Origin of the sequence: Dongia sp. (genome assembly GCF_041910485.1) — a bacterium.
GTDB lineage: Bacteria > Pseudomonadota > Alphaproteobacteria > Dongiales > Dongiaceae > Dongia.
The window spans coordinates 125,722-146,433 of the sequence record NZ_JAYRQR010000062.1 but is presented as its reverse complement, the minus strand read 5'-3'; the positions used below and the strand labels follow the sequence as shown (position 1 = coordinate 146,433).

Annotated in this window: 21 protein-coding genes and 1 tRNA gene; 5 read left to right on the top strand and 17 right to left on the bottom strand. The window is 61.5% G+C overall.

Annotated features, from left to right (window positions below):
• Positions 1-30: 30 nt before the first annotated feature.
• A complete protein-coding gene (rpoD, locus tag ACE3PP_RS20315) occupies positions 31-2,019 on the top strand; it encodes an RNA polymerase sigma factor RpoD (RefSeq protein ID WP_374385120.1) in 1,989 nt (662 codons plus the stop codon).
• Between the two features lie 32 nt (positions 2,020-2,051).
• Positions 2,052-2,127: transfer RNA gene (locus tag ACE3PP_RS20310), tRNA-Met, on the top strand.
• A 47-nt stretch (positions 2,128-2,174) separates the two neighbouring features.
• Here ACE3PP_RS20310 and ACE3PP_RS20305 read toward each other — a convergent pair.
• The 8 genes from ACE3PP_RS20305 to ACE3PP_RS20270 all read right to left on the bottom strand — a co-directional run bounded on the left by ACE3PP_RS20305 (position 2,175) and on the right by ACE3PP_RS20270 (position 8,767).
• Positions 2,175-3,263: a tyrosine-type recombinase/integrase gene (locus ACE3PP_RS20305; protein WP_374385119.1), complete on the bottom strand. Its 1,089-nt coding sequence runs from the start codon at positions 3,261-3,263 to the stop codon at positions 2,175-2,177.
• Positions 3,238-3,435, bottom strand: a complete 198-nt coding sequence (locus tag ACE3PP_RS20300) for a hypothetical protein (RefSeq protein WP_374385118.1) — start codon at positions 3,433-3,435, stop codon at positions 3,238-3,240. The genes ACE3PP_RS20305 and ACE3PP_RS20300 overlap by 26 nt, the downstream gene beginning before the upstream one ends.
• A gap of 127 nt (positions 3,436-3,562) precedes the next feature.
• Positions 3,563-4,243: a hypothetical protein gene (locus ACE3PP_RS20295; RefSeq protein WP_374385117.1), complete on the bottom strand. Its 681-nt coding sequence runs from the start codon at positions 4,241-4,243 to the stop codon at positions 3,563-3,565.
• Entirely contained in the window at positions 4,240-5,439 is a 1,200-nt protein-coding gene (locus tag ACE3PP_RS20290) for a phage portal protein (RefSeq protein ID WP_374385116.1), read from the bottom strand. Before ACE3PP_RS20290 ends, ACE3PP_RS20295 begins: the two co-directional genes overlap by 4 nt.
• On the bottom strand, positions 5,439-5,972 hold the full coding sequence (locus tag ACE3PP_RS20285) for an HK97 family phage prohead protease (protein WP_374385115.1): 534 nt from the start codon (positions 5,970-5,972) through the stop codon (positions 5,439-5,441). Before ACE3PP_RS20285 ends, ACE3PP_RS20290 begins: the two co-directional genes overlap by 1 nt.
• Positions 5,972-7,276 carry a phage major capsid protein gene (locus tag ACE3PP_RS20280; protein WP_374385114.1) on the bottom strand — a complete coding sequence of 435 codons (1,305 nt, stop codon included), beginning with the start codon at positions 7,274-7,276 and terminating at the stop codon, positions 5,972-5,974. The genes ACE3PP_RS20285 and ACE3PP_RS20280 overlap by 1 nt, the downstream gene beginning before the upstream one ends.
• 95 nt (positions 7,277-7,371) lie before the next feature.
• Positions 7,372-7,806 (bottom strand): hypothetical protein, encoded by a 435-nt coding sequence (locus ACE3PP_RS20275; protein ID WP_374385113.1) that lies wholly within the window; start codon positions 7,804-7,806, stop codon positions 7,372-7,374.
• A gap of 277 nt (positions 7,807-8,083) precedes the next feature.
• Complete coding sequence (locus tag ACE3PP_RS20270) at positions 8,084-8,767, bottom strand: hypothetical protein (RefSeq protein WP_374385112.1); 684 nt, start codon at positions 8,765-8,767, stop codon at positions 8,084-8,086.
• A gap of 118 nt (positions 8,768-8,885) precedes the next feature.
• Here ACE3PP_RS20270 and ACE3PP_RS20265 point away from each other — a divergent pair, with 118 nt between their 5' ends.
• Positions 8,886-9,134 (top strand): hypothetical protein, encoded by a 249-nt coding sequence (locus ACE3PP_RS20265; protein WP_374385111.1) that lies wholly within the window; start codon positions 8,886-8,888, stop codon positions 9,132-9,134.
• Positions 9,135-9,152: 18 nt separating this feature from the next.
• A complete protein-coding gene (locus ACE3PP_RS20260) occupies positions 9,153-9,419 on the top strand; it encodes a hypothetical protein (RefSeq protein ID WP_374385110.1) in 267 nt (88 codons plus the stop codon).
• Positions 9,420-9,475: 56 nt separating this feature from the next.
• On the opposite strand, the gene ACE3PP_RS20255 is transcribed toward ACE3PP_RS20260, so the two are convergent.
• Positions 9,476-10,105 (bottom strand): hypothetical protein, encoded by a 630-nt coding sequence (locus tag ACE3PP_RS20255; protein WP_374385109.1) that lies wholly within the window; start codon positions 10,103-10,105, stop codon positions 9,476-9,478.
• Between the two features lie 257 nt (positions 10,106-10,362).
• Between ACE3PP_RS20255 and ACE3PP_RS20250 the strand changes: the two genes are divergently transcribed.
• Positions 10,363-10,728 (top strand): hypothetical protein, encoded by a 366-nt coding sequence (locus tag ACE3PP_RS20250; RefSeq protein WP_374385108.1) that lies wholly within the window; start codon positions 10,363-10,365, stop codon positions 10,726-10,728.
• Positions 10,729-10,747: 19 nt separating this feature from the next.
• On the opposite strand, the gene ACE3PP_RS20245 is transcribed toward ACE3PP_RS20250, so the two are convergent.
• The 8 genes from ACE3PP_RS20245 to ACE3PP_RS20210 form a co-directional block, all read right to left on the bottom strand.
• Entirely contained in the window at positions 10,748-12,229 is a 1,482-nt protein-coding gene (locus ACE3PP_RS20245; protein ID WP_374385107.1) for a terminase large subunit, read from the bottom strand.
• A 247-nt stretch (positions 12,230-12,476) separates the two neighbouring features.
• Complete coding sequence (locus ACE3PP_RS20240) at positions 12,477-12,791, bottom strand: HNH endonuclease (RefSeq protein WP_374385106.1); 315 nt, start codon at positions 12,789-12,791, stop codon at positions 12,477-12,479.
• The gene (locus tag ACE3PP_RS20235; protein WP_374385105.1) at positions 12,778-13,419 is read right to left on the bottom strand and encodes a helix-turn-helix domain-containing protein; all 642 of its coding nucleotides are present in this window, start codon (positions 13,417-13,419) and stop codon (positions 12,778-12,780) included. The genes ACE3PP_RS20240 and ACE3PP_RS20235 overlap by 14 nt, the downstream gene beginning before the upstream one ends.
• Entirely contained in the window at positions 13,416-13,835 is a 420-nt protein-coding gene (locus ACE3PP_RS20230; RefSeq protein ID WP_374385104.1) for a hypothetical protein, read from the bottom strand. Before ACE3PP_RS20230 ends, ACE3PP_RS20235 begins: the two co-directional genes overlap by 4 nt.
• A 90-nt stretch (positions 13,836-13,925) precedes the next feature.
• Positions 13,926-15,857 carry a helix-turn-helix domain-containing protein gene (locus ACE3PP_RS20225; RefSeq protein WP_374385102.1) on the bottom strand — a complete coding sequence of 644 codons (1,932 nt, stop codon included), beginning with the start codon at positions 15,855-15,857 and terminating at the stop codon, positions 13,926-13,928.
• Between the two features lie 96 nt (positions 15,858-15,953).
• Positions 15,954-17,450 (bottom strand): sugar ABC transporter ATP-binding protein, encoded by a 1,497-nt coding sequence (locus tag ACE3PP_RS20220; protein WP_374385101.1) that lies wholly within the window; start codon positions 17,448-17,450, stop codon positions 15,954-15,956.
• Positions 17,447-18,508 (bottom strand): hypothetical protein, encoded by a 1,062-nt coding sequence (locus ACE3PP_RS20215; protein ID WP_374385100.1) that lies wholly within the window; start codon positions 18,506-18,508, stop codon positions 17,447-17,449. Before ACE3PP_RS20215 ends, ACE3PP_RS20220 begins: the two co-directional genes overlap by 4 nt.
• The gene (locus tag ACE3PP_RS20210; protein ID WP_374385099.1) at positions 18,505-20,634 is read right to left on the bottom strand and encodes an ABC transporter permease; all 2,130 of its coding nucleotides are present in this window, start codon (positions 20,632-20,634) and stop codon (positions 18,505-18,507) included. The genes ACE3PP_RS20215 and ACE3PP_RS20210 overlap by 4 nt, the downstream gene beginning before the upstream one ends.
• Positions 20,635-20,712 lie beyond the last annotated feature (78 nt).

The following is a 20,712-nucleotide window of genomic DNA, read 5'->3' as shown; positions in this document are numbered from 1 at the left end:
AAGACGCTCAAAGAGCTCAGGTGACATTAGATGGCAACCAAACCGACCGCGAAACCCCAGGCCGACGCCGCCAAGCCCAAGGAAGAGACCGCCGAGGGTCCGTTGATGGACGGCATGAATGCCGCCGTCCGCAAGATGCTCGCCAAGGCCAAGGAGCGCGGCTACGTCACCGTTGACGAGCTCAACGCCGTCCTGCCGCAGGAGCAGATGTCTTCCGAGCAGATCGAAGACACGCTCGCGCTTCTCAATGACATGGGCATCAATGTCGTCGAGAATGAGGAAAGCGAAGAGGGCGAGGAAGAAGGCAAGGCCGAGGGCGGCGAAGAGGAAGAAGAAGGCAAGGCCGCCGGCAATCTCGGCGACAGCGATGTCGGCCGCACCGACGACCCGGTGCGCATGTATTTGCGCGAAATGGGCTCGGTCGAGCTGCTGTCGCGCGAAGGCGAAATCGCCATCGCCAAGCGCATCGAAGCCGGACGCGACATGATGATCGGCGGCATCGGCGAAAGCCCGACCACCCATCGCTGCATCGTCGAATGGCGCGACAAGCTGAAAGCCGGCGAGTTGCTGCTGCGTGACATCATCGATCTCGATGCCAGCATGGGCGGTGTGCCCGGCACCGAAGAAGAGATGATGCGCGAGAACGAGGCCGACCTCGAAGGCGAAGAAGCCGAGGCCGAGGAAGCCGAGGCTGAGGGCGAAGGCGAGGGCAAGCCCGCCGGTGCCGAAGGCGAGGAAGGCGAGGAAGCCGCGGTCTCGCTCGCCTCGATGGAGCTCACGCTGATGCCGCAGGTCCTTGAGACCTTCGACAAGATCGCGGCGCTGCAGAAGAAGCTCGAGAAGGTGCAGCTGAAGCGCCTCGAAACGATCCTAGCGGGCGAGGAACTCAACCCGCGCTCGGAAAAGGCCTATGAGAAGCAGAAGCTCGAAATGGTCGAGCTGATGCGCACGGTGCGGCTCAACAACAACCGCATCGAGGCCCTGGTCGACCAGATGTACGGCCTCAACCGCCGCCTCATGGGACTTGAAGGCCAGCTCATGCGCCAGACCGCCAAGGCGGGTGTCAAGCGCGAGGAGTTCCTGCAGAAATATTACGGTTCCGAGCTTGATCCGAAATGGATCGCCAAGGTCGGCAAGCTGACCGGCAAGGGATGGAAGAAATTCGCGACCGACCATAAGGACGAGGCCAAGAACATCCGCGGCGGCATCTCCGAGATCGCGACGCTCGTCAACCTGCCGATCGGCGATTTCCGCCGCATCGTCAACACGGTGCAGAAGGGCGAACGCGAAGCCAGCCGCGCCAAGAAGGAAATGGTCGAGGCGAACCTTCGTCTCGTCATCTCGATCGCGAAGAAGTACACGAACCGCGGCCTGCAGTTCCTCGACCTCATCCAGGAAGGCAATATCGGCCTGATGAAGGCGGTCGATAAGTTCGAATATCGCCGCGGCTACAAATTCTCGACCTATGCCACCTGGTGGATCCGCCAGGCGATCACCCGCTCGATCGCCGACCAGGCCCGCACCATCCGCATCCCGGTGCACATGATCGAGACGATCAACAAGCTGGTGCGCACCAGCCGCCAGATGCTGCACGAAATCGGCCGCGAACCGACGCCGGAGGAATTGGCGGAAAAGCTGCTGATGCCGCTCGAAAAGGTGCGCAAGGTCCTGAAGATCGCCAAGGAGCCGATCAGCCTCGAAACGCCGATCGGCGACGAGGAAGATTCGCATCTGGGCGACTTCATCGAAGACAAGAACGCCGTGCTGCCGCTCGATGCCGCCATCCAGGCGAATTTGCGCGAAACCACGACGCGCGTGCTGGCGACACTCACCGCCCGCGAAGAGCGCGTGCTCCGCATGCGCTTCGGCATCGGCATGAACACCGACCACACGCTCGAGGAAGTCGGCCAGCAATTCTCGGTCACCCGCGAACGTATCCGCCAGATCGAAGCGAAGGCGCTCCGGAAGCTGAAGCATCCCAGCCGCTCGCGGAAGCTCCGCAGCTTCCTCGACACCTAAAGGGTGAGGCGGCGCATCCGCCGCCTCCTCTGGGGCCCGTAGTTCAGCGGTTAGAACGCGCCGCTCATAACGGTGTTGTCGGGGGTTCGAGTCCCTCCGGGCCCACCATTCTCATCTTTCTGCCCTTTCGTTTCAAAGACTTAAGTGCGGAATTGTCAAACCTTCCTCTTGGGTTTGACACTCGATGTTCCCGATCCGGTCGGGAATGCCTTGGTCACGGTGGCCATGCCGGTGGCCGCCATGCGCTTTTGATCCGCTGCCGCAGTATACCTCTGGAGTTCCCTCAACGAAACATGACCGCTAATGGACCCGATGACATTGGCGCTGCAGCCGGCCTCAGCGAGCCGTCGACACGCCGCCTTGCGTAGGCCGTGAGCCGATAGGCCGTTGGGTATCTCAGCTTCATTGCAGCGCTCCCGGAACCAGTTCGTAAAGCCCGCGGCCGTGAAGGGCTGGCCGTATGCGGTTGTGAGGAAAGTCAGATGCTCGCTGGGCGTCTTGTCGAGAATGACCTGCAGGTCGGTATGGATCGGGATCTGAAGGTTGATGCCGGTCTTGCTCTGCTTGACCCGGATCAGTCCATTGTCGACGTGCTGCCGGCCCATGCGGATCACGTCGCCGCGCCGCTGGGCGGTGAAGAGCAATAGCCCGAGCGCCAAGCGTGCCTTGGTGCCGATCGCGTGCCGCTTCTCGAACTTGGCGATATCGTCCTCGCTCCAGGTCGCATAGCCATCCGTCTTGATCTTGATCCGCTTCACGCCGATCGTCGGGTCGATTTTGATCAGTCGGACCAAGAGGCAATGCTGCATCAATGCCCGGAGCGTGTTTAAGAAATTGCGCGCGCCGCTCGGTGTCGCAGCTTTGTCGAGCACCATCTTCTGGATGTGATGTGGCTCCAGCTTCGCGATTCTCTTGTCGCCATGTTTTTCTCGGAACCGCTCGAGGATGTTGCGCCGCGTGCGGCGTGTCTCATCCGCCAGCGCCACGAATGCAGCTGAGGCGATGTAGGAGGCCACCGCGGCGGCAACCGAACCAGGCGCCGATCGATCGATGCCAATCTCAATTTTACCGCCGGCACCGTCCAACGCGGCACGGTAGGCCTCTTGAAACTCGGTTGAGCCGGGGAGGCCGGGCAGTGGCAGCGGCTTGAAGCCAGGGCGCCTGAAGTACCGGCGCACCTTGCCGTGCCGATCCTTGAATTCCTGCACGTACGGCAGCCTAGGCCGTCTCATCATCGGCGCCATCCCACTCATTGGCCTCGGTAGCCGCTTCCGGCGCCGTGCCAGCCCCCACGATGACCATGATCTTGCATGTTATGGGATCAATCTCAACCCGGGCCACGGGCAGTCCGGCCGCCATCGCGCCCCTACAGGCACGGGCGACATCGGTTTGGGTGAAGTGCCGGGGCGTCGTCATCGGGGCAGGCCTCGCGACCGTCGACGGTGCACCTCGTCCCGATATCCGTCAGTGAATGCCTTCCTGCAGCGCCGCCATAGCATGCCGAGCGCAATGAAGATGATCTGACAGCTTTGAACGAAGGCCATCATGCGGCACGCTGTTCCGTCGTCATGCCGGAACTCAGAACGACCGACCCGACGATGACACCATCCGGACCGCTATAGACCAGCGGCAGCGCCTGGCCCTCCTCGGAGACGTTGACCGGGCCATTGAACAGCCCGGAGACCCGCTGCGTGCTGTCTTCGCGGCTGTTGACGTGCTGCGCCTTGGGATTGCCGGCCAGCATCTGGCTGATGCCGCCCAGTAGGAGCGAGGCGCCGAACATGGCGACGTTGGCGTATGTGATGGCAAAGGTGCCGGCGGTTGCCGCCGTAGCGGAGCCGAATGTCGCCGCCATGCCGACGGTGGCAAAAGCACCCACTGCACCGGCGGTCACAATTGACGCCGCGATGATGACGACCCCGGCGATAATTTTGCCGATGCCGGCTTTCTTGGAACCCGCGGCAACAGGTATGAGGTGCAATTCCCGCTTCTGACCGAACAGCATGTCGAGATGATCGGCCTCGAGATCGCGGCCCTCGCGAATAGCGGACTTCGTCGGGCCCTTGATGACCCGCCATTCGCCCTGGCGCAGGAATTCCGTGAAGTTCTTCTTGGCGAGCAGCCGCGACAGCGCGCGAAGAGCCTCGGATGGTGTTTTGATATCGAGATCGAAGCGGCGCCCGAACATTTGCCCGGCGGCACCGTGAAGGTGGATAGCGATCATGCGACACCTCCATTCGGTATCGCAGCCGCTGGTTCGCTGAACTCCTCTCCGCCTTCGCGCGGATTGAATCCCTCAATCTCGCGGACTTCGTTCGGCGTCAGGATCTTGGCCGCGACTGCAATCTGATGCGATTTCCACCGGCTTTCCGGGTCGCCACGTAAGAGGTCGGAAAGGTCGAATTCGATCTCGTGATCGCGGCGTTCTTCCTCGGTGAAGAGAGCCCGAGCCATCGCCGCCTGCAGCTTCCTGGCCCAGGGCCGCAAGGTGTGCTGTGCGAACCAGCGGCCGGCGGTCTCGGAATTGGTGAAGGTGCCGTGCGTGAGATCGCCGACGATGGCGGGCGGCACACCGAAGATGCGCGCGATTTCCTCGCCACTAAAGCGGCGGCTTTCCAGAAGCTCGGCGTCTTCGGGTGTAACGGAGATCGGCGCGTACTTGGCCCCGTTCTCCAGTAGCAAGACCTTCTTGGCATTGCTGGTGCCGGCGAATCTCTCCTCAATGATCTGCTTGGCTCTCGCGAACGCTGCCTCGGATAGCTTGCCCTCGAAAGAGAAAGCGCCGCTCGGCGTCATGCCATTTCGAAAGGACGCCTCGGCATGTTCGTCCGTGGCCATCGCCGTCGCAAAGGCGCGGCCAGCCCGGCTCAACCGGCTGCGGCCGATCATGCCGTCATCGCTGCGGTCACGAACATGCAAGGCATCGTCTTGCCCGAACCGCAGCATCCTGCCGCCGGCACCATAGATGCCGGCCATTTCCGTGACGTCATAGACCAGGCGGCCCGAGCCGGTGAGGATGGCCGAAGAGTTGCGCCAGGGGCAGGGCCACAGGGCCGTGAGGCGGGCGTTGCCGTCGGTTTCGATGCGGGCAAGACCGTTGCCCTGCAGCAGGATTTCGGCGACCAGCCATTCGATGAAATCCGGCCAGGTCTGGTGGTGATTGACGCCGCTGCGCACCAAGGACATCAGCGGATGATCGTCGACCAGTTGCCGGCTCTTCGGGGTCACGCGATAGACCCAGACAGGCAGGGAGGCGAGGCCGCCTGCAATGGCCTGCGTGGCGGCGTAAACCATGCTTAGGTTCTCTGCGCCGATGCTGCTGAGGGCGACCAGGGGCACGCCGGCATGGGCCGCCATGATCGATGAGAACCGATCGGCCGCGCTGCGCTTCTCGCGCCGGAAGAGATCGAGGATCTTCATCAGCGAAAGCTCTCCGTCACCATGCGCATGTAGGCCGCGCGGTTGATCGTTGCCTTGGTTCGCGCCTGGACGGTGGTGGCGTCGTAGGCCGGCCACGCCTGCACCACGGAGATCTCGGCAAGGTCGACGCGGGTCAGGGTGCGCTTGGCCTTGCCCTCCCATGTCTCACCACCGGCCGGCACGCGGAACCCGAACGACATGCCGCCGAGATCGCCGCGTTCGGCCAGGGCGAGCATGTCGCGGCCAAGCTGGGTGTCGGGAAGGGAGAGATCGAATTCGAGGCCGCGGGCATCCTCGATCAGCTTCAAGGTGCCGCTGCGGGTGCGACCGAGCACCTTGCTGGTGTCGTGATCGACCAGGGCGAGGATGTCGCCATTGCTGCGCAGTGTGTCGGCAAAGGCGCCAGGCTTGATGACCTCGATGAAATTCGCGATCCGGGCTTCGGCATGGAAACGGGCGGCGTAACCGGTCAGTCGCCGCCCCGCGGCGCGCATCTCTGTGATAGCGCGCCGCTCCATTTCAGGGCCAGCCATTAGAGGCTCGCGGTGATGAGATCTTCGATGGCGGCGAAGCCTTCAATGTGGCGGACGCCGACGTCGAGGTCCTGGAAGAGGTGCAGCAGGACCGCGCCCTTGGCCGCCCGGCTGTACGGATTCGCAAGGATATCGAGGCCGCCCCAATATCCCAGGATCATCTGGCTCCAATCGGCATAGATCAGGGCCGAGAGGTTCGTGCCGCTGCCCTTGGTGAGATTGGATGGCACCGCATTCGATCGGCCGACCGGATAGCCCATCAGGCTGTTGGGAAGGGTTGCCGCTTCGCGAAGCTGCTGCCCCGTCGTGTCTTTGGCGCGGGCGATGGTGGTGAGCGTCTTGCCATTCATCAGGAACTTCAAGTTCCCGCTGAGGGCGTTGGCGACGTCCACCTTGGCGATGAGGTCGAGGATTTTGTCGAGGCTTGCGGGATTGGTGCCGAAGCCGGCGCCATCGGTTCCCATCGCGACGGTGGGCAGGTCGGTGTAGTTCAGAATGCCCTTCGGATCCTTGACGCCGGTTCCGGTGAGGGCCGCAGCGTCCGCAGCTTCGGCGACTATCTTGGCGATGTCGCTGCGCACCAGGCTTTCGATCGAGGGGTTGCTGTTCATCAGCAGCGATCGGCTCATCGCGACCTGGCCCGAAACCGTCTTGGGTGAAATCGCCATGCTGCCGAATTCCATATCGGATTCGGTCGCTTCCTCGTTTTCGCCGATCCATTCCACCGACGTCGATCCAGTGATTTTCGGGATGACGACGCGGCCCATGAGGCCGGAGAGCGTCGTGACGCCAAGCTGCGAAAGCACCGACGCATTGCGGAGGCGATCGACGATGAGGTCCGGGCGGTACTGGTCCGGTACCAGGGCGCCACCATAGACGCTATTCGCAGCGACCTGGCCGACACGGCGCTCGAGAAAGGCATGATGCGGGATCAGGATGCCCTGCGGCGTCTTGCCGGTGCGGCGGGCGAGCTCGGTGCTGACTTCCTTTTCGAGGCCGGCATCGATACCCGTTTCAAAGGTCGAGGCGATGGCGCGACACAGGCTGACCCGGCCACAGAGATCATCGAAGCGGGCATCGCCGCTGGTGACGACTTGTGGGCCGCCGGAGCGGCGCTCCAGTTCGTCCAGTACCGCAGCACGTTCGATCAGCTTCTCGACGCTGTCGGCCTCGGCCTTGAGGGCGTCGAACTTGGCGTTCTGTTCGGGGGAATGTTCGCCGTTGGCGGCGGGGTTGTCGGTGATCTGGCGCATTTCTGCGGTCAGTTTCCGAAGCTTCGCGCGGAGTTCTTCAAGTCGATTCATCTTCTGACCTTTCCATCAGTGCCCCGGTCAGCTGGTGGGGCCGGTGCTGACCGGGGCGGGGATGCGGCGTCATCACGACGCTGCGGGCAAACTGTTTAGGCCGGCGGGTTAGCCGTCGGCATTTCGCGGGGATGACCGAGCAACCAGACACCAGCGATGTAGATATTCCCGGAGTTGTTGCCGCTCGGCGTAATCGTCACACGGCAGTATCGCTTGCTGCCGACGTAACCGATCTTCTTGACCTTGTTGTCATCATTGGCGGCAGTGAAGCCGGCCAAGGCCTCGGTGCCGAGAAGCTGGGCATCGTCGACCGCGGCATGATCGGAAAGGGCCGGATCATCGCCATCCTCGAAGAGCACCGCGAAGGTGGCGTCGGCGTCGGTGTTGGCACCGATCAGGATCAGGAATTCGAGGCTGTCGAAGCCGAGGCGATCGATGATCTGCGAAACGTAGGCGGTGTTGTCGGTACCGGCCGCTGCGGGGCTGATGCCACGCTTGGGGTAGATGGTCGAATGTAGATCCTGGTTCATTTACCTCTCCATCAATGGAAGGATGCTGCAGCATCCTTCCGGGATTGCCGGCGCCATCACGGCGTTGGCTATGGGCCGGCGTCTCACGACGCGGGCGAAATTGATGCGGTCATGTGCCGATTCCACATGCATGAAAATCCTCATCGCCCTCGATTAACGATGAGACCCCTCGCGCTCGGTGGTCGGCGCTTTGTTCGCTCGGCCCGACCGCGGGGCCGCCGGATAGAGCGAGGGGCAAAGAAACTCCGATCTGCGTAGAACGGTGAATGTATCTCCTCTACTGCTTTAGTAGATCGGCGATGCTTGCGATGGCGGCGCCGGAAAGTGCGATCGTGGTGCTGACGCCGGTCGAGGATCGGAGCTTATGGCCGCTGCCCTCGAACCTGGAAACCGCACCACCGTCGTACTGAATTTCAGCGAACTGCGCGGAACTGATGCGAATCTCTTCGATCGTTCTGGCGATATGTTCATCGCCGAGAATGACCTTGAAGGCGTTCCCAAAGAGGTGCTGGCCGGTCAGGGGGCAAGTCTTGATGTCAAATTTGGGGTTGTCACCCCAACCCGTGAGGACCGAGCCGGCGACGTGCATGTGCCAAGCCCGCCACGTCCGGTGGGCGACATCCTTTCGGCCACCGTTGACGAGCAAAGCAGTCAGGAAGAACGCGGCGAGAAACGGATCGGCATTGAGGCCGCCACCGGGGCCCGCCCGCGCTTTCAGGATTTCTGCATTGACCCCGGAGTCATCGTAAAGCGCGCTCCGCTCGATCATTTCGGGATACTTGGTGATATCGAAATGGTCGCTCTGCTCTTTCAGCGCCCGCAGCAGTTCGGTGAAGTCCGAGAGCGGCAGTTCGAGTAGCGGCACGAAGTGGGCGCAAAGATCGTTGAGCTTCATCTTGATATCTTCCAGAAAATCCTTGGGGAGTCCCCAGAGATTGAGCCGGCCATTGGAGAACGTCAAGAAGAATCTTTGGGAATATCCCGCAGATTACGCCCAAAGATAAAAACGCCAGAATCCTGGGCCCTTTCCGTACATTCTCCGGTTGTGCCAGGATGGTGCTGCAATCAGGGAGGGAAAGATGGAAATCGAGGTCCTGGAAAACGAATTCGTCATCGCTCTTCGAGAGTTGCGCCAAGCGCTCGTGAGCCGACGCAGGGACATTGCCAAAGAGGCCCAGGGACAGCGCATGGGGCGGTCCCAGGAGTCAGATGCCGGCAGTGCTTGGGGGCCAGACTTCTTGGAAGTTCAGACTCAGATCGAGGCTGTAGATCGAGCAATAGCGGATGAAGCCGGGGAGGACCTGCCGGTCTCCGCGATCGTCTTGTGAAGTCCCCGGATTATTCCCATGAGGGCAGTGCAGCTGATCATTTTCGCGGCCGCCATCCTTGGCGGCTGCGATGACGGAAGCAAGAAGAGTGAGGCGTTCGACGCATGCAAGTTCGAGGTCATGAAGATGTTTCCCGGCGAACCTGTTGATGCTGGCGCGTCGACAGCGCCGATGCCCGTTCGAGAGTCCATGCAAGCATGCATGAAGACAAAGGGCTTCACACGAGATGCTGTCGAAAGTTGCACGTTGTCTCAGCAGGAATTGCAGCCGGCCTGCTACCGCTGAAGATGAAAAGCCCCGCCGGTAAGGGCGGGGCTGGGGTGGCTCGTTCCGTCTTGCTGTTAGCTTCCTGCGAGCCTTTGCACCCGACGAACCAGCGGAGCGATTACAGCGGTCATTTCTGCCGGCAATGCAGGCAGCAGGTCGCGCAGAATTGCTGCGCTAAATCGCATTTGATAAGCGTCAAAGATCTCGGAGACGTTCGCCATCTGCATATGCAGTCGAATGGCGGAGGCCAAGGGGGAAGGATTTCTGACCTTCTCCAGGCGATTCTCTGCCTCCGACCACGTCTTCAGGAGAGGTGGAAGTACCTCGGTTTGAAGCTTACTGATCCCGAGCTTCTCAACGGCTTGACGTCGGCGCTTCTGGATATCCCTCAGCTCTGCCTTGTAAGCCCGCGCGGATTTTTCCATCGGCACTAGGCCATTGGCAGTGGCAAGCTGGTATTTCGATGCTTCGTCGATCTCTGCATTGGTCCTGCAGAGTCGTATCCAACGTTCTTTGCTCGTGCCGACTTTCACCGCACAAGCTTTCAAGTCTTCCGGCAACTTTGCCTCGAGACGAGCTAACTTCTTCCGAGCAGCTGAAATTTCTATCCGCGCGGCATTCCATGTGCGCCATTGTTCGAGGATGTAGTTGTCGTTGGGGGTCGCGGTCCTCGCCGCACGGTGACGGGTGGCGTTCGTGCTCATGATGGCTCCTATGCGTGGCTTTTGAGGCCATGTGCCAGGGTCCCGGCCTGGCGCCGGGGGCTCAAAACGCGGCATAGGTCGCGCGGACTTCTTCGTGCCCTTGCGGGCCTTATTCCGTCGCACCCCCGACAATGTAAGGCTTGGGTTCACCAGTCTGTCGGGACGGTGGCCGCCTATGCAATCAAGGTGTTTTGAGCACCATGGACACGATGCGCGCCTTCCGAGAGACTGTCAAGAACGACTGCAGGGAGTAGGTCATGGGAAAATACGAAACGATCTTCCAGTACGGCGACAAGTTTGAGCTTGGCGTCGATATCGATACCGCCGAGCTGATGTTCAACCACAAGCCGATCGTCACACGTAGCGCGATTCAGTTTGTCGGATGGCAGAAGGCGGCGGCTATCATCACGTTTGTCTCCGCTGCTTGTGGCGGCGCTCTCGCAGTCCTTCAAATTCTTACTTGGTTCGGGATCGGCATCCCGGAAAAACCGATAATCTCTCCCGCGCAACTTCAAGTCGGCGATTGGCGCGCTTGCAAGGAATTCCTTGGTGGCGATGCTGCCGATCCGAAGAGTTGGAAGGATCTCGGATGCGTCGACAAGTTGCCGCCCGGCTTCCAATGATCTAGGCCGCAATGACCCATCACACCGCGATCACCAACCGATCGAAATCATAATCGGTTTCTGCCGGTGCCCGCGCGGCTAGCCCCACCGCCATGCAAAGCGCCTGCAGGCAATCGATCCGCGACCGCGCCTTGCGCTTGTTGAGTTTGCGCGCGCCGGTCGGGTCAACGTCCACCACCGCTGCGGCGACATGCGAAGTCAGCAGCGGATTGCCGCCGTGCCGGAGCTTGGCCTCCAGCACGAGATCTTCGAGCGTGTCGATCGCTGGGGACATATCGCGGAAGCCCTGACCCCATTCCTCAAGTGGCAATTCGATGCCGTCTTTGTCGAGTTGCGCCTTCAATTCCTCAATGCGCCAGCGGTCGTAGGCGATGCCCTGGATATCGTACCGTTCCGACAGTTCGGCCGCTTTTGCTGCCACGATCTGCTTATCGATCACGCGGCCGGGCGGAGCATAGAGCACACCGTTGTCCCGCCAGATCGCATAGGGCTGGCGGTCTTTCTCCTGGCGCTCCTGCAGGGTGTCGCCGGGCGTCCAGGCATGGACCAGCACGGCGCCGCTATCGGGGAAGTACAGCACCAGTGCCGTGAGGTCCTTGGACTGGCTGAGGTCGAGGCCGCCGAAGCATCCGGCGCCGGTGAGCGAATCGGGGTCGACGGTGCCGGCGCAGGCCTTCCAGTCGAGAGCGTTGATCAGGCCGGCGACCGAATCGGTGCGCTGGTTCAGATAGAGGTTGCGGAGCGATGGCAGGCGGGCCGGAGCGCGCCTGGCCTTTGCGGCATAGGCCCGCAGTTCCTCAAGGCTGCGGAAATCACCCAGCGCCGGGTTGGCGAGGTGCCACTGGCTCTCGTCGAACGGGTCGGCATCGTCCGGCACCGCAAAGACGAAACCGGCGAAGCGTGGATCTTCGACAACCCCGGCCTCGACGTCCTTGGCATGGTCTACCAGTTCCGACATTACCGAGTTCGGGTCCGCCGATTGCGTCGAGATCACCCAGAACAGGGGATTGGCCCGGGCGCCCTGGCTGGTTTCGAGCACGTCGAATAGCTGCCGATCGGGAGCCTGGGCGAGCTCGTCATAGACCACCAGGGAGGGGTTGAGGCCGTGCTTGGTGGCGACGTCCGATGACAGCGCGTGATAGGTCGAGCCGGTCTCGGCGTCCTCCATTTCGCGATTGAAATCTCGGATCAGGATCCGGTCGGACAGGCCGGGGTCTGCCAGGATCATCGCCTTCATTTCTCGGAAAATGATCGCCGCCTGCTGCTTGTCGGCGGCGGCCGAGACGATTTGGCCACGGGGTTCGGCTTCGGGTCCGACGAAATGCGCCAGGGCGAGGGCGGCGACCAAGGCGGTTTTCCCGTTCTTCCGGCCCATCGTTAGCAGGGCCATGCGCACCAAGCGGGTGCCGTCGGCATTGCTGCCGTCATAGACCCGCCGGATGATCCTCTTCTGCCAGTCCCGGAGCCGGAAGAGCTTGCCGGCGTCCGGCCCCAGCGTCACCCGCAGCGTTTCGACGAACTTGATGACCCTTTGCCCCCTGGACAGCCCCGAACGCTTCCAGGCGGGCCGGGCAGGGGCTTTGCGGGAAGGTTTGCGGGACGGTCCAGAACCTCCCCGCAGACCGGCCCGCACCGGCTTTGCGCCGGGACCTCGAGCGCCCATCAGTGGGCCTCGCGATCTGAAACTAACTCAAGGCAAATCTCCCGGACGGTCGGAAGCTCCCAGCTATGAGCGATTTTTTGCGTCGTCATCGCTTCGTGTTCCAGTCGTGCGCCGGGTCGAGGGGCCACCCATCGGCATCGCAGCCAACCACCACGGCCACGCCACCGCGCTTGCGGGTGCCGTCGGGGCGTTCCTTGATCTGGGCATCGTGGGTGCTGCACAGGCTGCGCAGGTTGCTGAGGGCATCAGCACCACCCTGGCGCCTGCTCACGATGTGATCGACGTGGGTGGCACGCGCACCACAGCCTTTGACCGTGCAGGTGCCCCTATCCCGCTCAAGAGCAAGCCGGCGGAGCCGCTTCCAGGTGGCGGATCGGTAGAACGGATCAGGCCGCTTCATCGCTATTGCCCTCCCACCCGTAGTCATCACCAAGGGGAATGTCGTCGTCTTCGGACGGCGCGGCTTGTCGCGCCGTAAACTGGGCTACTTCAGATGGGCTACTTCTAAGATGGGCTACTTCTAAGAGGGAAGCGTCACCGGGTGACGCTTTTTCGCTCTCATCGTGTCGTTTTTCCATGTCACCGGGTGACGCGTTTTCGGGGGTGAAAACGTCACCCGGTGACGTTTTTTCCTCGTGGTTGGGGGCCACAAAAGCGTCACCGGGTGACGTTTTTCCCTTCCTGTTTTTGCTTCTGGCAACCAGGCCGCGGATGATCTTGGGGCTCGCTTCAGGGTCTGGATAGAGAAGGCGCCAGTGCTTGACATAGTGACCTTTGGGCGTGGTTTTCTTGCCCAAGTATTCCAGATAGCCGCAATCGGTAGCGTCCTTCACATGCCGCTGGACGGTGCGGAGGCTCATATCCAACCGGTCGCCGATAGTGTCGAGGCCCGGATAGCACACGGCATCGGCGTCGGCGTAGGAAGCGAAAGCCATCAGTACCAGCTTGGCCTCGTCGCACAGCCTGGGATCGAAGGTGGCAGCGTTTGGCATGCGCCCCCAGCGGTTTTGATCCTTCTTCTTGCTCATATCGCCACCTGCTCGAGCATCTGCTTCAGACGCTCTATCAGCGCCGGCAGGTGCGCCGGATCGATCGTGACGACGACATCATCTTCATCGAGCTCAAGCGGCTCTTGGCGAATGACGACGTGGTCATTGGTGTTCCAGTAGACCGCCGTGCGAGGTTGGCGGTGAACGATCGTGTATTCTTGCCAGATGGCTTGATCGTCGCTGATGGTGGGAGTATTCTGCGACTGCCCTAGATTTCGAAGATCAGCCTCGACGGTGCTTGCCGGCCCGTCGGGGCTTTTTCGTTCCGAATCGGGCGGCTCGGGGTTTGACGATCTGGCGAAAAGCTCTTGTGCTTCAATGAGACGATTTTCGCTGGTTTGACAGTCCAAGTCCTTGACTTGGCTTTTCGATTGCTGCCCCTCCGGGCCCACCATTTCCTTCCGGCCCCATCTCGCCCGTGGTGGGCGTTGGAAAATGCGGCTCTGGCCTTGCCGCTTCTCTTGCTTGAAGACGGACTGATGCCTCTAGGTGTTGATGGCATCCAGTCTCAGCGCAACATGCAGTTCGAGCGCCTTTATCGGGTCATCCCAGCCGCCCGTAACCTCCCGCAACGTGTCCAGCCGCTGTCGCATTGTGTTGACGTGCACGCCGAGAGTTTCCGCAGCCAGCTTGATGTTGTGCTGGCTGTCGAAGTAACAAAGCAGCGTCTGTTTCAACTGTTCCCTTTGTCGTGGCGACCCTGCATTGATCGCCCGCAGAGTCTCATCGAGATAGCTCGCGATGCGGCGTGCGTCTCCGACTTCAAACAATTTTGCGAACATGTTGACATCGCCCTGCCCGAGGAACCGGTCAAGCGGCTTCATATTGCGCAGGACATTGAGGGCCCGGCTGACACGGCCAAAGTGGATTCCCGTCAGGCTTAGATCGGTGAATAGATCGGATTTGATGCCGCCGGCCTCCCAGCCACGACGCGCGCGAACAAGGTTGTGCAGGAAAACATCGATGAGCGCTTCTGTACCTACGGCAAGATACGTATCGTCAAGAAGATCGACGAGAATATTCAGTCCTGCGGCAGATTCACGGATCTGGGCCGTCTGCGCCGCCCGGTCGAGACCGGAAAGGACGATTTGCGCCAGCTGAACGGATGAATCGGCGCGCAGATTCAGCCGATCCCGTACGGCCGAGATAGTGGCCTCGTCGGGCGGCGATACCATGACCAAGTGACGGAGCAGAGTGGAGGAAGCGATGAGCTTCTCTGTCTCCCGCCGCTCATTCCACAGCTTGGCGATCGACAGCGCCACGGCGCTACGTTCCAGATTGCGCACCTCTATCGCGTCGAGTTCGCCCTGATTGCAAATGAGGAGACTTTCGCTGCGCTCCGTTCCGCCGTGCAATGCGATGGCACGGCATTGCTCATTGGAGCGGCTCACCAGAAGGACCGAGCGACCGGTGTGCCGTGACTCGGAATTTGCTTTGATGAGCAGAGCAGGATCTATCTTGCCAGACTTCAGATCGGCCGCCAGGCTGCCTCCATAGGCAGCCGATGCGAACTCCTCGCGGATTGCCAACTGCTTATCACAAAGAAAGACAGCGCCCCCAACTTGTCCCGCCATCTTCTTCAGGAAAGAATCAAGCTCGGCGCCAGAGGCCAACAGATGGGTCATCTCGTCATGGGCCGCTGCCGAGTTCTCCACGCGTTGGATGTGCTCGATGAGGGCACTGCGGTTGCGCTCCGCCTCGCCCAACGCCTCCTTCAGCATGATGAAGAGATTGGCGTTGCGCATGGCTACACCGGCATGCAGAGCGAAGGAACCAAGCACGGATATCTCGCGGCCGCTCAGTTTCCGGCTATAGCGGTCGGCGACGAACAGGAAGCCCAGCACCTTGCCTTCCGAGAGGATCGGCAATCCAGTCAGTGAGACGATGTTCTCAGTCTCGAACACCCGGTCCAGTTCCGGGAGGTGTCGGAACCGTTGGTCATGGAGATAGTCCTGCGTTTCGAAGAAGCTCTTCGATTTGAGGATCAGGCTGACGGCACCATATTCGACACGGCTGGTCATCAGCGCGGTGGTCGGCGAGAGGTGTCCCTCCGCCGTCACGGTGCGGAACAGGCCACTCTCCTCGTCCTGGATCGTTACCCAAGCGATATTGGCGCCAACCAGACTGCGCGCGCGCGTCACGATAGTTTGCAGCAGATCCTGGACGGTAAGCGTGCTGGACAGATCGTGTGTCGTCTCGATCAGCAAGTTAAGGCCCCGCTCGGTCAGGGCATGTCCGCTGATGATACGTCGGATCGCATTCACATGACCTTGAAAGCCTTCGAAGAGCTCGTCACCCTCGGCACCTCGCAGGCTGGTCCGCATCTGGTCCAGTGCCGTGTCCACCTCGGCATCAGGTGATGCCAGGGCGACTTTCTCGAGTACCGCCAGCGCGGCGGCAAGGTCGTCTATGGACACGGGGTAGGGTCTCCTCGACGCTCCGGGAACGGTCCGGATGGTAAAGCCCTAGCACTATCGCAAAGCCCACGCCGTTGCCAGACTCTCACGCCCAATTCAGTGAATGGCCGCCTGCAGGATGCGGGCGGCGCTTGCCTCGTCGCGCTGGAACTCAGCCGCGATCGTGCCGCTCTTGGCGACCAGAATCCGATCAGAAAGGTCGAGGATTTCCGGCAGGTAGGAAGAAATCAGGATGACGCCGGCACCGCCGTCGGCAAACGACCGGATGATCTGATGGATCTCGGCAATGGCTCCCACATCGACCCCCCGCGTCGGTTCGTCGAAGATGACGAGCTTCGGCTTCTGCGCCAGCGACTTCGCAATGACGACCTTCTGCTGGTTGCCACCGGAGAGATATAGGACAGCCTGATCGCCGCCGATGCTGCGGATCGCCAGGCGCCCGACCCATTCCTGCGCCGTGCGTCGCATCTCGGCAAGCGGCGCCAGCAAACGGGCACGCCCGAACTTTGCAAGCCAGCCGAGGCCAATGTTTTCCGAAATGCTAAGTGTGTCGCAGAAGCCATCCAGCTTGCGGTCTTCGCTCACATAGGCAATGCCGTCGGCGATCGCCTGCGACGGCACGCTGTAGCGCACTTCGCGACCTTCGAGCCAGATCCGCCCGCCACCGAAATTGCGCTTCGTGTGCCCCATAATTACTTTGGCGACTTCGCTGCGGCCGGAGCCGATCAGGCCGGCGATGCCGGTGACCTGGCCGGGGAACACCGAGAATGACATATTGTTGACCATGCTGCCCATGCGGATGTTCTCGACCCGCAGGATCGGCAGAGCTGTCGTGGAGCTGCGTGCCAGCGCGGCGGTGCTCGATCGTTCCGCCAACTCCTCGCCGATCATATGATGGATCAGGCGCTCGCGATCGAAGTCCTTGGCCGGTCCGGTAACCGTTATGCGGCCATCCCGGAGCACCGTGATCCGGTCGGCATGGGTGAGTGCTTCTTCCAGGGCATGGGAGATGAAGATGATGGCGACCCCGCGCTTGCGCAGCGATCTCATCAAGGCAAATAGATGTTCGGTCTCTTCCGGCGTCAATGCGGCGGTCGGCTCGTCGAGAATAATGACGCGTGCTTCGTTGAAGATCGCGCGGGCGATTTCCACCATCTGTCGCTTCGCCGCCGAAAGCGAGCCAGCGAGCTGCGACGGGTCGACGTTGAAATTGAGGCGCTGCAGCACCTGGCGCGCCGCGTTGCGCACCTTGCGCACCGAATTGAACATGCGTTCGCGCCCAAGAACCATGTTCTGGGCGACGGTCAGTTGCGGCACCAGGCTGGTTTCCTGATAGACCATCGAGATGCCGTGGCGGCGCGCATCCTTGGGTGCTGCGAAGCTGACCGGCTGCCCGTCGATCCAGAGCTGGCCTTCGCTCGGTGTGATGACGCCGGCGATGAGCTTGCACAAGGTCGACTTGCCGGCGCCATTCTCGCCGGCCAGCGCATGCACCTCGCCCGGATATAGATCGAAATTGGCATCAGCCAGCGCAGAAATGCCGCCGTATTTTTTGGTGACGCGCTCGAGGCGGACAATTGGCTGGGCGGTCATGACTGCTTGTTCCCGCTGCCTAAGTTTAGCAATTCGCCACTGCCCAGAGAAATGGCGATGGTATTCCCGTTCCAGGCCAGGGCATCCGTGATGGCATGACGGCGCCCGTTGGCGCGCGAATGGGCAGCCCCAACCGGCATAAGCGCCTTGTCCAGCGAGATGACAAGACCATAGGAAAAGGAGGGCGCCCAAGGCTTGATCTCGCCGAAAAGGCGCGTAGCCCCCATCTCGATCGGAAAATCGTGACTGAAGTTCGGATCGACCCGGGGCGCAATCCAGTGATGCGGCCTGATTTTCGCCCGCATCTCCGCGACGAAATCATGCTCCGTCTTGAGAAATTCGATCAGGGGATCGCGCCGGGCGAGGCAGGTCACGACATATCCGCCGGGTGTCTGTCGCAGGCGGCCGAGATAGCCGGGATAGCCGGATTGCCGAATGCTACCGGTGATATCGAGGATCCGTGCCCGTTCCAATTCCGTGACGAGGAGGTTCCGTTTGTCGTCGCAGGCGATACCCAATGGCGCATGCAGGCCACCGGCCAAAATCCGGCTCTCGCTGTCCGCGCCTATCAGCAGGACGCGACCGCGCGGCTGAGTTTCCCAGGCGGCCCGTGCCAGAGCGTCTTCCGGCCCGCCATAGCCACTTTCGACCAAAGCCAACTCGCTTTCGGATAAGAACAGGCCGTCATTCACCGTGGCAAGATCTGCGGGCGTCGACCAGCCGGGCACCAACTGACCTGCTGGATCAAGCACGAGCAGCGTGTTGTCGGCAAGGCCGACAGCAACGAGCCCGCCGGGACTGGCAAAAAGTGCCGTCACCGGCCTCTCGAAGATCCGCCACAGACGTGGCGCGTCGTTCCATTCGGCAAGTGCATAGATCGCCGACCCGGATGAAAATAGCAGATGCCCGGCACTGGCAATGGCGAGCGCATTCGGCGCGTCGACGGCAATGCCGGCCGCGTCATCGAGTGCGCTGTTGGGCCCCAGCACGCCTTCCAGCGTCATCGCGGGCGCGCTGCGTGGCTGATGGCCCCTGAATATCCGGCGCAGCAAGCTCATCTCTTCCCCCAATAACTCTCGCCCCCGCACCAGCCGCGATCGGCGTCGGCCAAGCGCAAGCGGCCAATCTTGTCATTGGTGACACCGCCCAGATAAAGCGACCCTCGATGTTCGCGCATCGAGGTGATCATGTAGAGGGGGCCGTCCGGCGCGTCCCAAAGAGCATCGACAATGCGGCCAGCGCCATCGATCTTCAGTACGCCGCCGATATTGAGATTGCCGAACAGCCAGTTCGTCGGCGGTACGCGCTTGGCCATGCGGCGGCGAAGGCCCGGATACTTCATTGCCTGGTCGATGACGGGGTTGCGCATACCGGCGAGGGCAACCCAGTAGCCGCCATCGGAGGCACGGTTGATGTTATCGGGGTAACCCGGCAGCCCCTGCAGGAAGACCCGCGGTCCGGCACCGAGATTGGCCAGATCGAAGATCAAGATGGAACTCGCCCAAGTGCTGGCAACCAGCAGGTGCCGGCCGTCATGGGTGAGGCAGACGCCGTTGGGAAAGATCAGATTGTCACAGACGGTTCGTGTCTTGCCGGATTTGGGGTCATAGCTGAGCAGCCGGCCATTCGGCCGTCCTTCCAGCAGATCGAGGCCCCAACTCTCGATATCGTATCGCTTGGTCGCATCGGTGAAATAGATGATTCCATTCGGGGCGATGTCGAGATCATCGGCCATGCGGATACTGCTGTCGTCCTGGACGCTCATCAGGCTGCGGGTCGTCTGGTCGGTCAGCAGTTCAGACGTGCCATCCATAGCCACGCGCACCAAGCCGCGCCCCGCAACGCAGACGACGATGCGACCTTCCGCGTCGAAGGCAAGACCCAACGGCCGGCCGCCGATCCGGGCGAACACTTCCGCTGCCTCATAAGATGGTGGGCGCAGCCGCAGCAAATTGCCATTCCGTGTGCCGCAGAAGAGATTGCCCTCGGCATCCAGTAGGACGTCTTCCGGCCCATCGATCTGCCCGGCGCCCAGGATCTCGGCGCCGCGCAGCTTGGGCGTCGTCTCGTGCGGCATCAGTCCAGCCATACCGGCAACTGGGGCGAGCTCCATCGCTACGGGATCGAGATAGGTAGACGCGAGCAGTCGGTGGCGGTTCTTGCGGAATTTCACATCGATGGCGAGGACCGCAATGATGATAGCGCCAAGGCTAAACTGAACGAAATCACCACGGAAGCCGGCATTTATCATGGCGTTGTTGAGGAGGTAGACTGTGGCAAAGCCGATCATCACCGAAACGACGGCACCACGACCCGGCACGAAACCGCCGAGCCCGACCACCAACGCGGTGAGGGCGAAGAACTCCATGCCGATTCCGGTATCGGCGCCGATGCTGTTCTGCCGCGCGGCGAACAGGAATCCGGCAAGACCGACGATGAGGCCGGCGAGCGCATAGGCGAAGAACACTGTCGCCTTGACCTGGATGCCGCCATGCCGCGCAGCCTTGCGGTTGCCGCCGACCGCCAGCACATGCCAGCCGAATCGCGTCTGGCGGAACATGACGAAGACGGCGATCGCCACAAGGAGCCAGGCCCAGAAACCAACTGGCATGGTCAGCACTTTCTCGAACCCGATCCAGTCCCAGAGATCATCCGCATGCATACTGGTCGAGATATCAACGAGATAGGCCTGCGAGGCCAACGTGAAGACACCTCGGGTCGTGATCATGGTGCCGAGCGTGGTGAGCAGCGCGCCGCAGCCGATCAGACCGGCAACGATGCCGTTGATACCGCCGATGAGGGTGCCAGTCGCGAGGCTGATCGCCAGCACCGCCGGCAACGGCAGATTCAGGATGTGAAATGCAAACAGGGCGGCAAAGGCCGACATTGCGAAATTCGACCCCACGGAGAGATCGATGCCGCCGACTGCGACGACGATGAGGAGCGCCAGAACAACGAGGCCGCCATCTGCCGCATATTGAGCGAGGTTGCGGAGGTTGGCGGCGGCGAAATAGCCATCCGTGCTCGCGAGAATGCCGACCACGACAAAACTCAGCGCCAGAAAGGGAATGGCACTCTCGATCCAGCCCTTGGCCAGCAGATCAGAGAGGATCCGGCGCGGCGACAGCACGAAGGCCGGTACTCTTTGGCGCGGCAGATTGGTGAAGTCGATCTCGGTTGACATGTGGCGCTGTTACAAAATCAAAAACTGGATAGGCAGCGTGCGGGGAGCTAAAAGGCTCCCCGCACGCAGTGACCGCGA

Excerpts from the sequence above, each read along its gene's own strand:
- rpoD (WP_374385120.1), top strand. The coding sequence starts at position 31 with ATGGCAACCAAACCGACCGCGAAACCCCAGGCCGACGCCGCCAAGCCC.
- ACE3PP_RS20305 (WP_374385119.1), bottom strand. The coding sequence starts at position 3,263 with ATGGCGCCGATGATGAGACGGCCTAGGCTGCCGTACGTGCAGGAATTC.
- ACE3PP_RS20300 (WP_374385118.1), bottom strand. The coding sequence starts at position 3,435 with ATGACGACGCCCCGGCACTTCACCCAAACCGATGTCGCCCGTGCCTGT.
- ACE3PP_RS20295 (WP_374385117.1), bottom strand. The coding sequence starts at position 4,243 with ATGATCGCTATCCACCTTCACGGTGCCGCCGGGCAAATGTTCGGGCGC.
- ACE3PP_RS20290 (WP_374385116.1), bottom strand. The coding sequence starts at position 5,439 with ATGAAGATCCTCGATCTCTTCCGGCGCGAGAAGCGCAGCGCGGCCGAT.
- ACE3PP_RS20285 (WP_374385115.1), bottom strand. The coding sequence starts at position 5,972 with ATGGCTGGCCCTGAAATGGAGCGGCGCGCTATCACAGAGATGCGCGCC.
- ACE3PP_RS20280 (WP_374385114.1), bottom strand. The coding sequence starts at position 7,276 with ATGAATCGACTTGAAGAACTCCGCGCGAAGCTTCGGAAACTGACCGCA.
- ACE3PP_RS20275 (WP_374385113.1), bottom strand. The coding sequence starts at position 7,806 with ATGAACCAGGATCTACATTCGACCATCTACCCCAAGCGTGGCATCAGC.
- ACE3PP_RS20265 (WP_374385111.1), top strand. The coding sequence starts at position 8,886 with ATGGAAATCGAGGTCCTGGAAAACGAATTCGTCATCGCTCTTCGAGAG.
- ACE3PP_RS20260 (WP_374385110.1), top strand. The coding sequence starts at position 9,153 with ATGAGGGCAGTGCAGCTGATCATTTTCGCGGCCGCCATCCTTGGCGGC.
- ACE3PP_RS20255 (WP_374385109.1), bottom strand. The coding sequence starts at position 10,105 with ATGAGCACGAACGCCACCCGTCACCGTGCGGCGAGGACCGCGACCCCC.
- ACE3PP_RS20250 (WP_374385108.1), top strand. The coding sequence starts at position 10,363 with ATGGGAAAATACGAAACGATCTTCCAGTACGGCGACAAGTTTGAGCTT.
- ACE3PP_RS20240 (WP_374385106.1), bottom strand. The coding sequence starts at position 12,791 with ATGAAGCGGCCTGATCCGTTCTACCGATCCGCCACCTGGAAGCGGCTC.
- ACE3PP_RS20235 (WP_374385105.1), bottom strand. The coding sequence starts at position 13,419 with ATGAGCAAGAAGAAGGATCAAAACCGCTGGGGGCGCATGCCAAACGCT.
- ACE3PP_RS20230 (WP_374385104.1), bottom strand. The coding sequence starts at position 13,835 with ATGGTGGGCCCGGAGGGGCAGCAATCGAAAAGCCAAGTCAAGGACTTG.
- ACE3PP_RS20220 (WP_374385101.1), bottom strand. The coding sequence starts at position 17,450 with ATGACCGCCCAGCCAATTGTCCGCCTCGAGCGCGTCACCAAAAAATAC.
- ACE3PP_RS20215 (WP_374385100.1), bottom strand. The coding sequence starts at position 18,508 with ATGAGCTTGCTGCGCCGGATATTCAGGGGCCATCAGCCACGCAGCGCG.
- ACE3PP_RS20210 (WP_374385099.1), bottom strand. The coding sequence starts at position 20,634 with ATGTCAACCGAGATCGACTTCACCAATCTGCCGCGCCAAAGAGTACCG.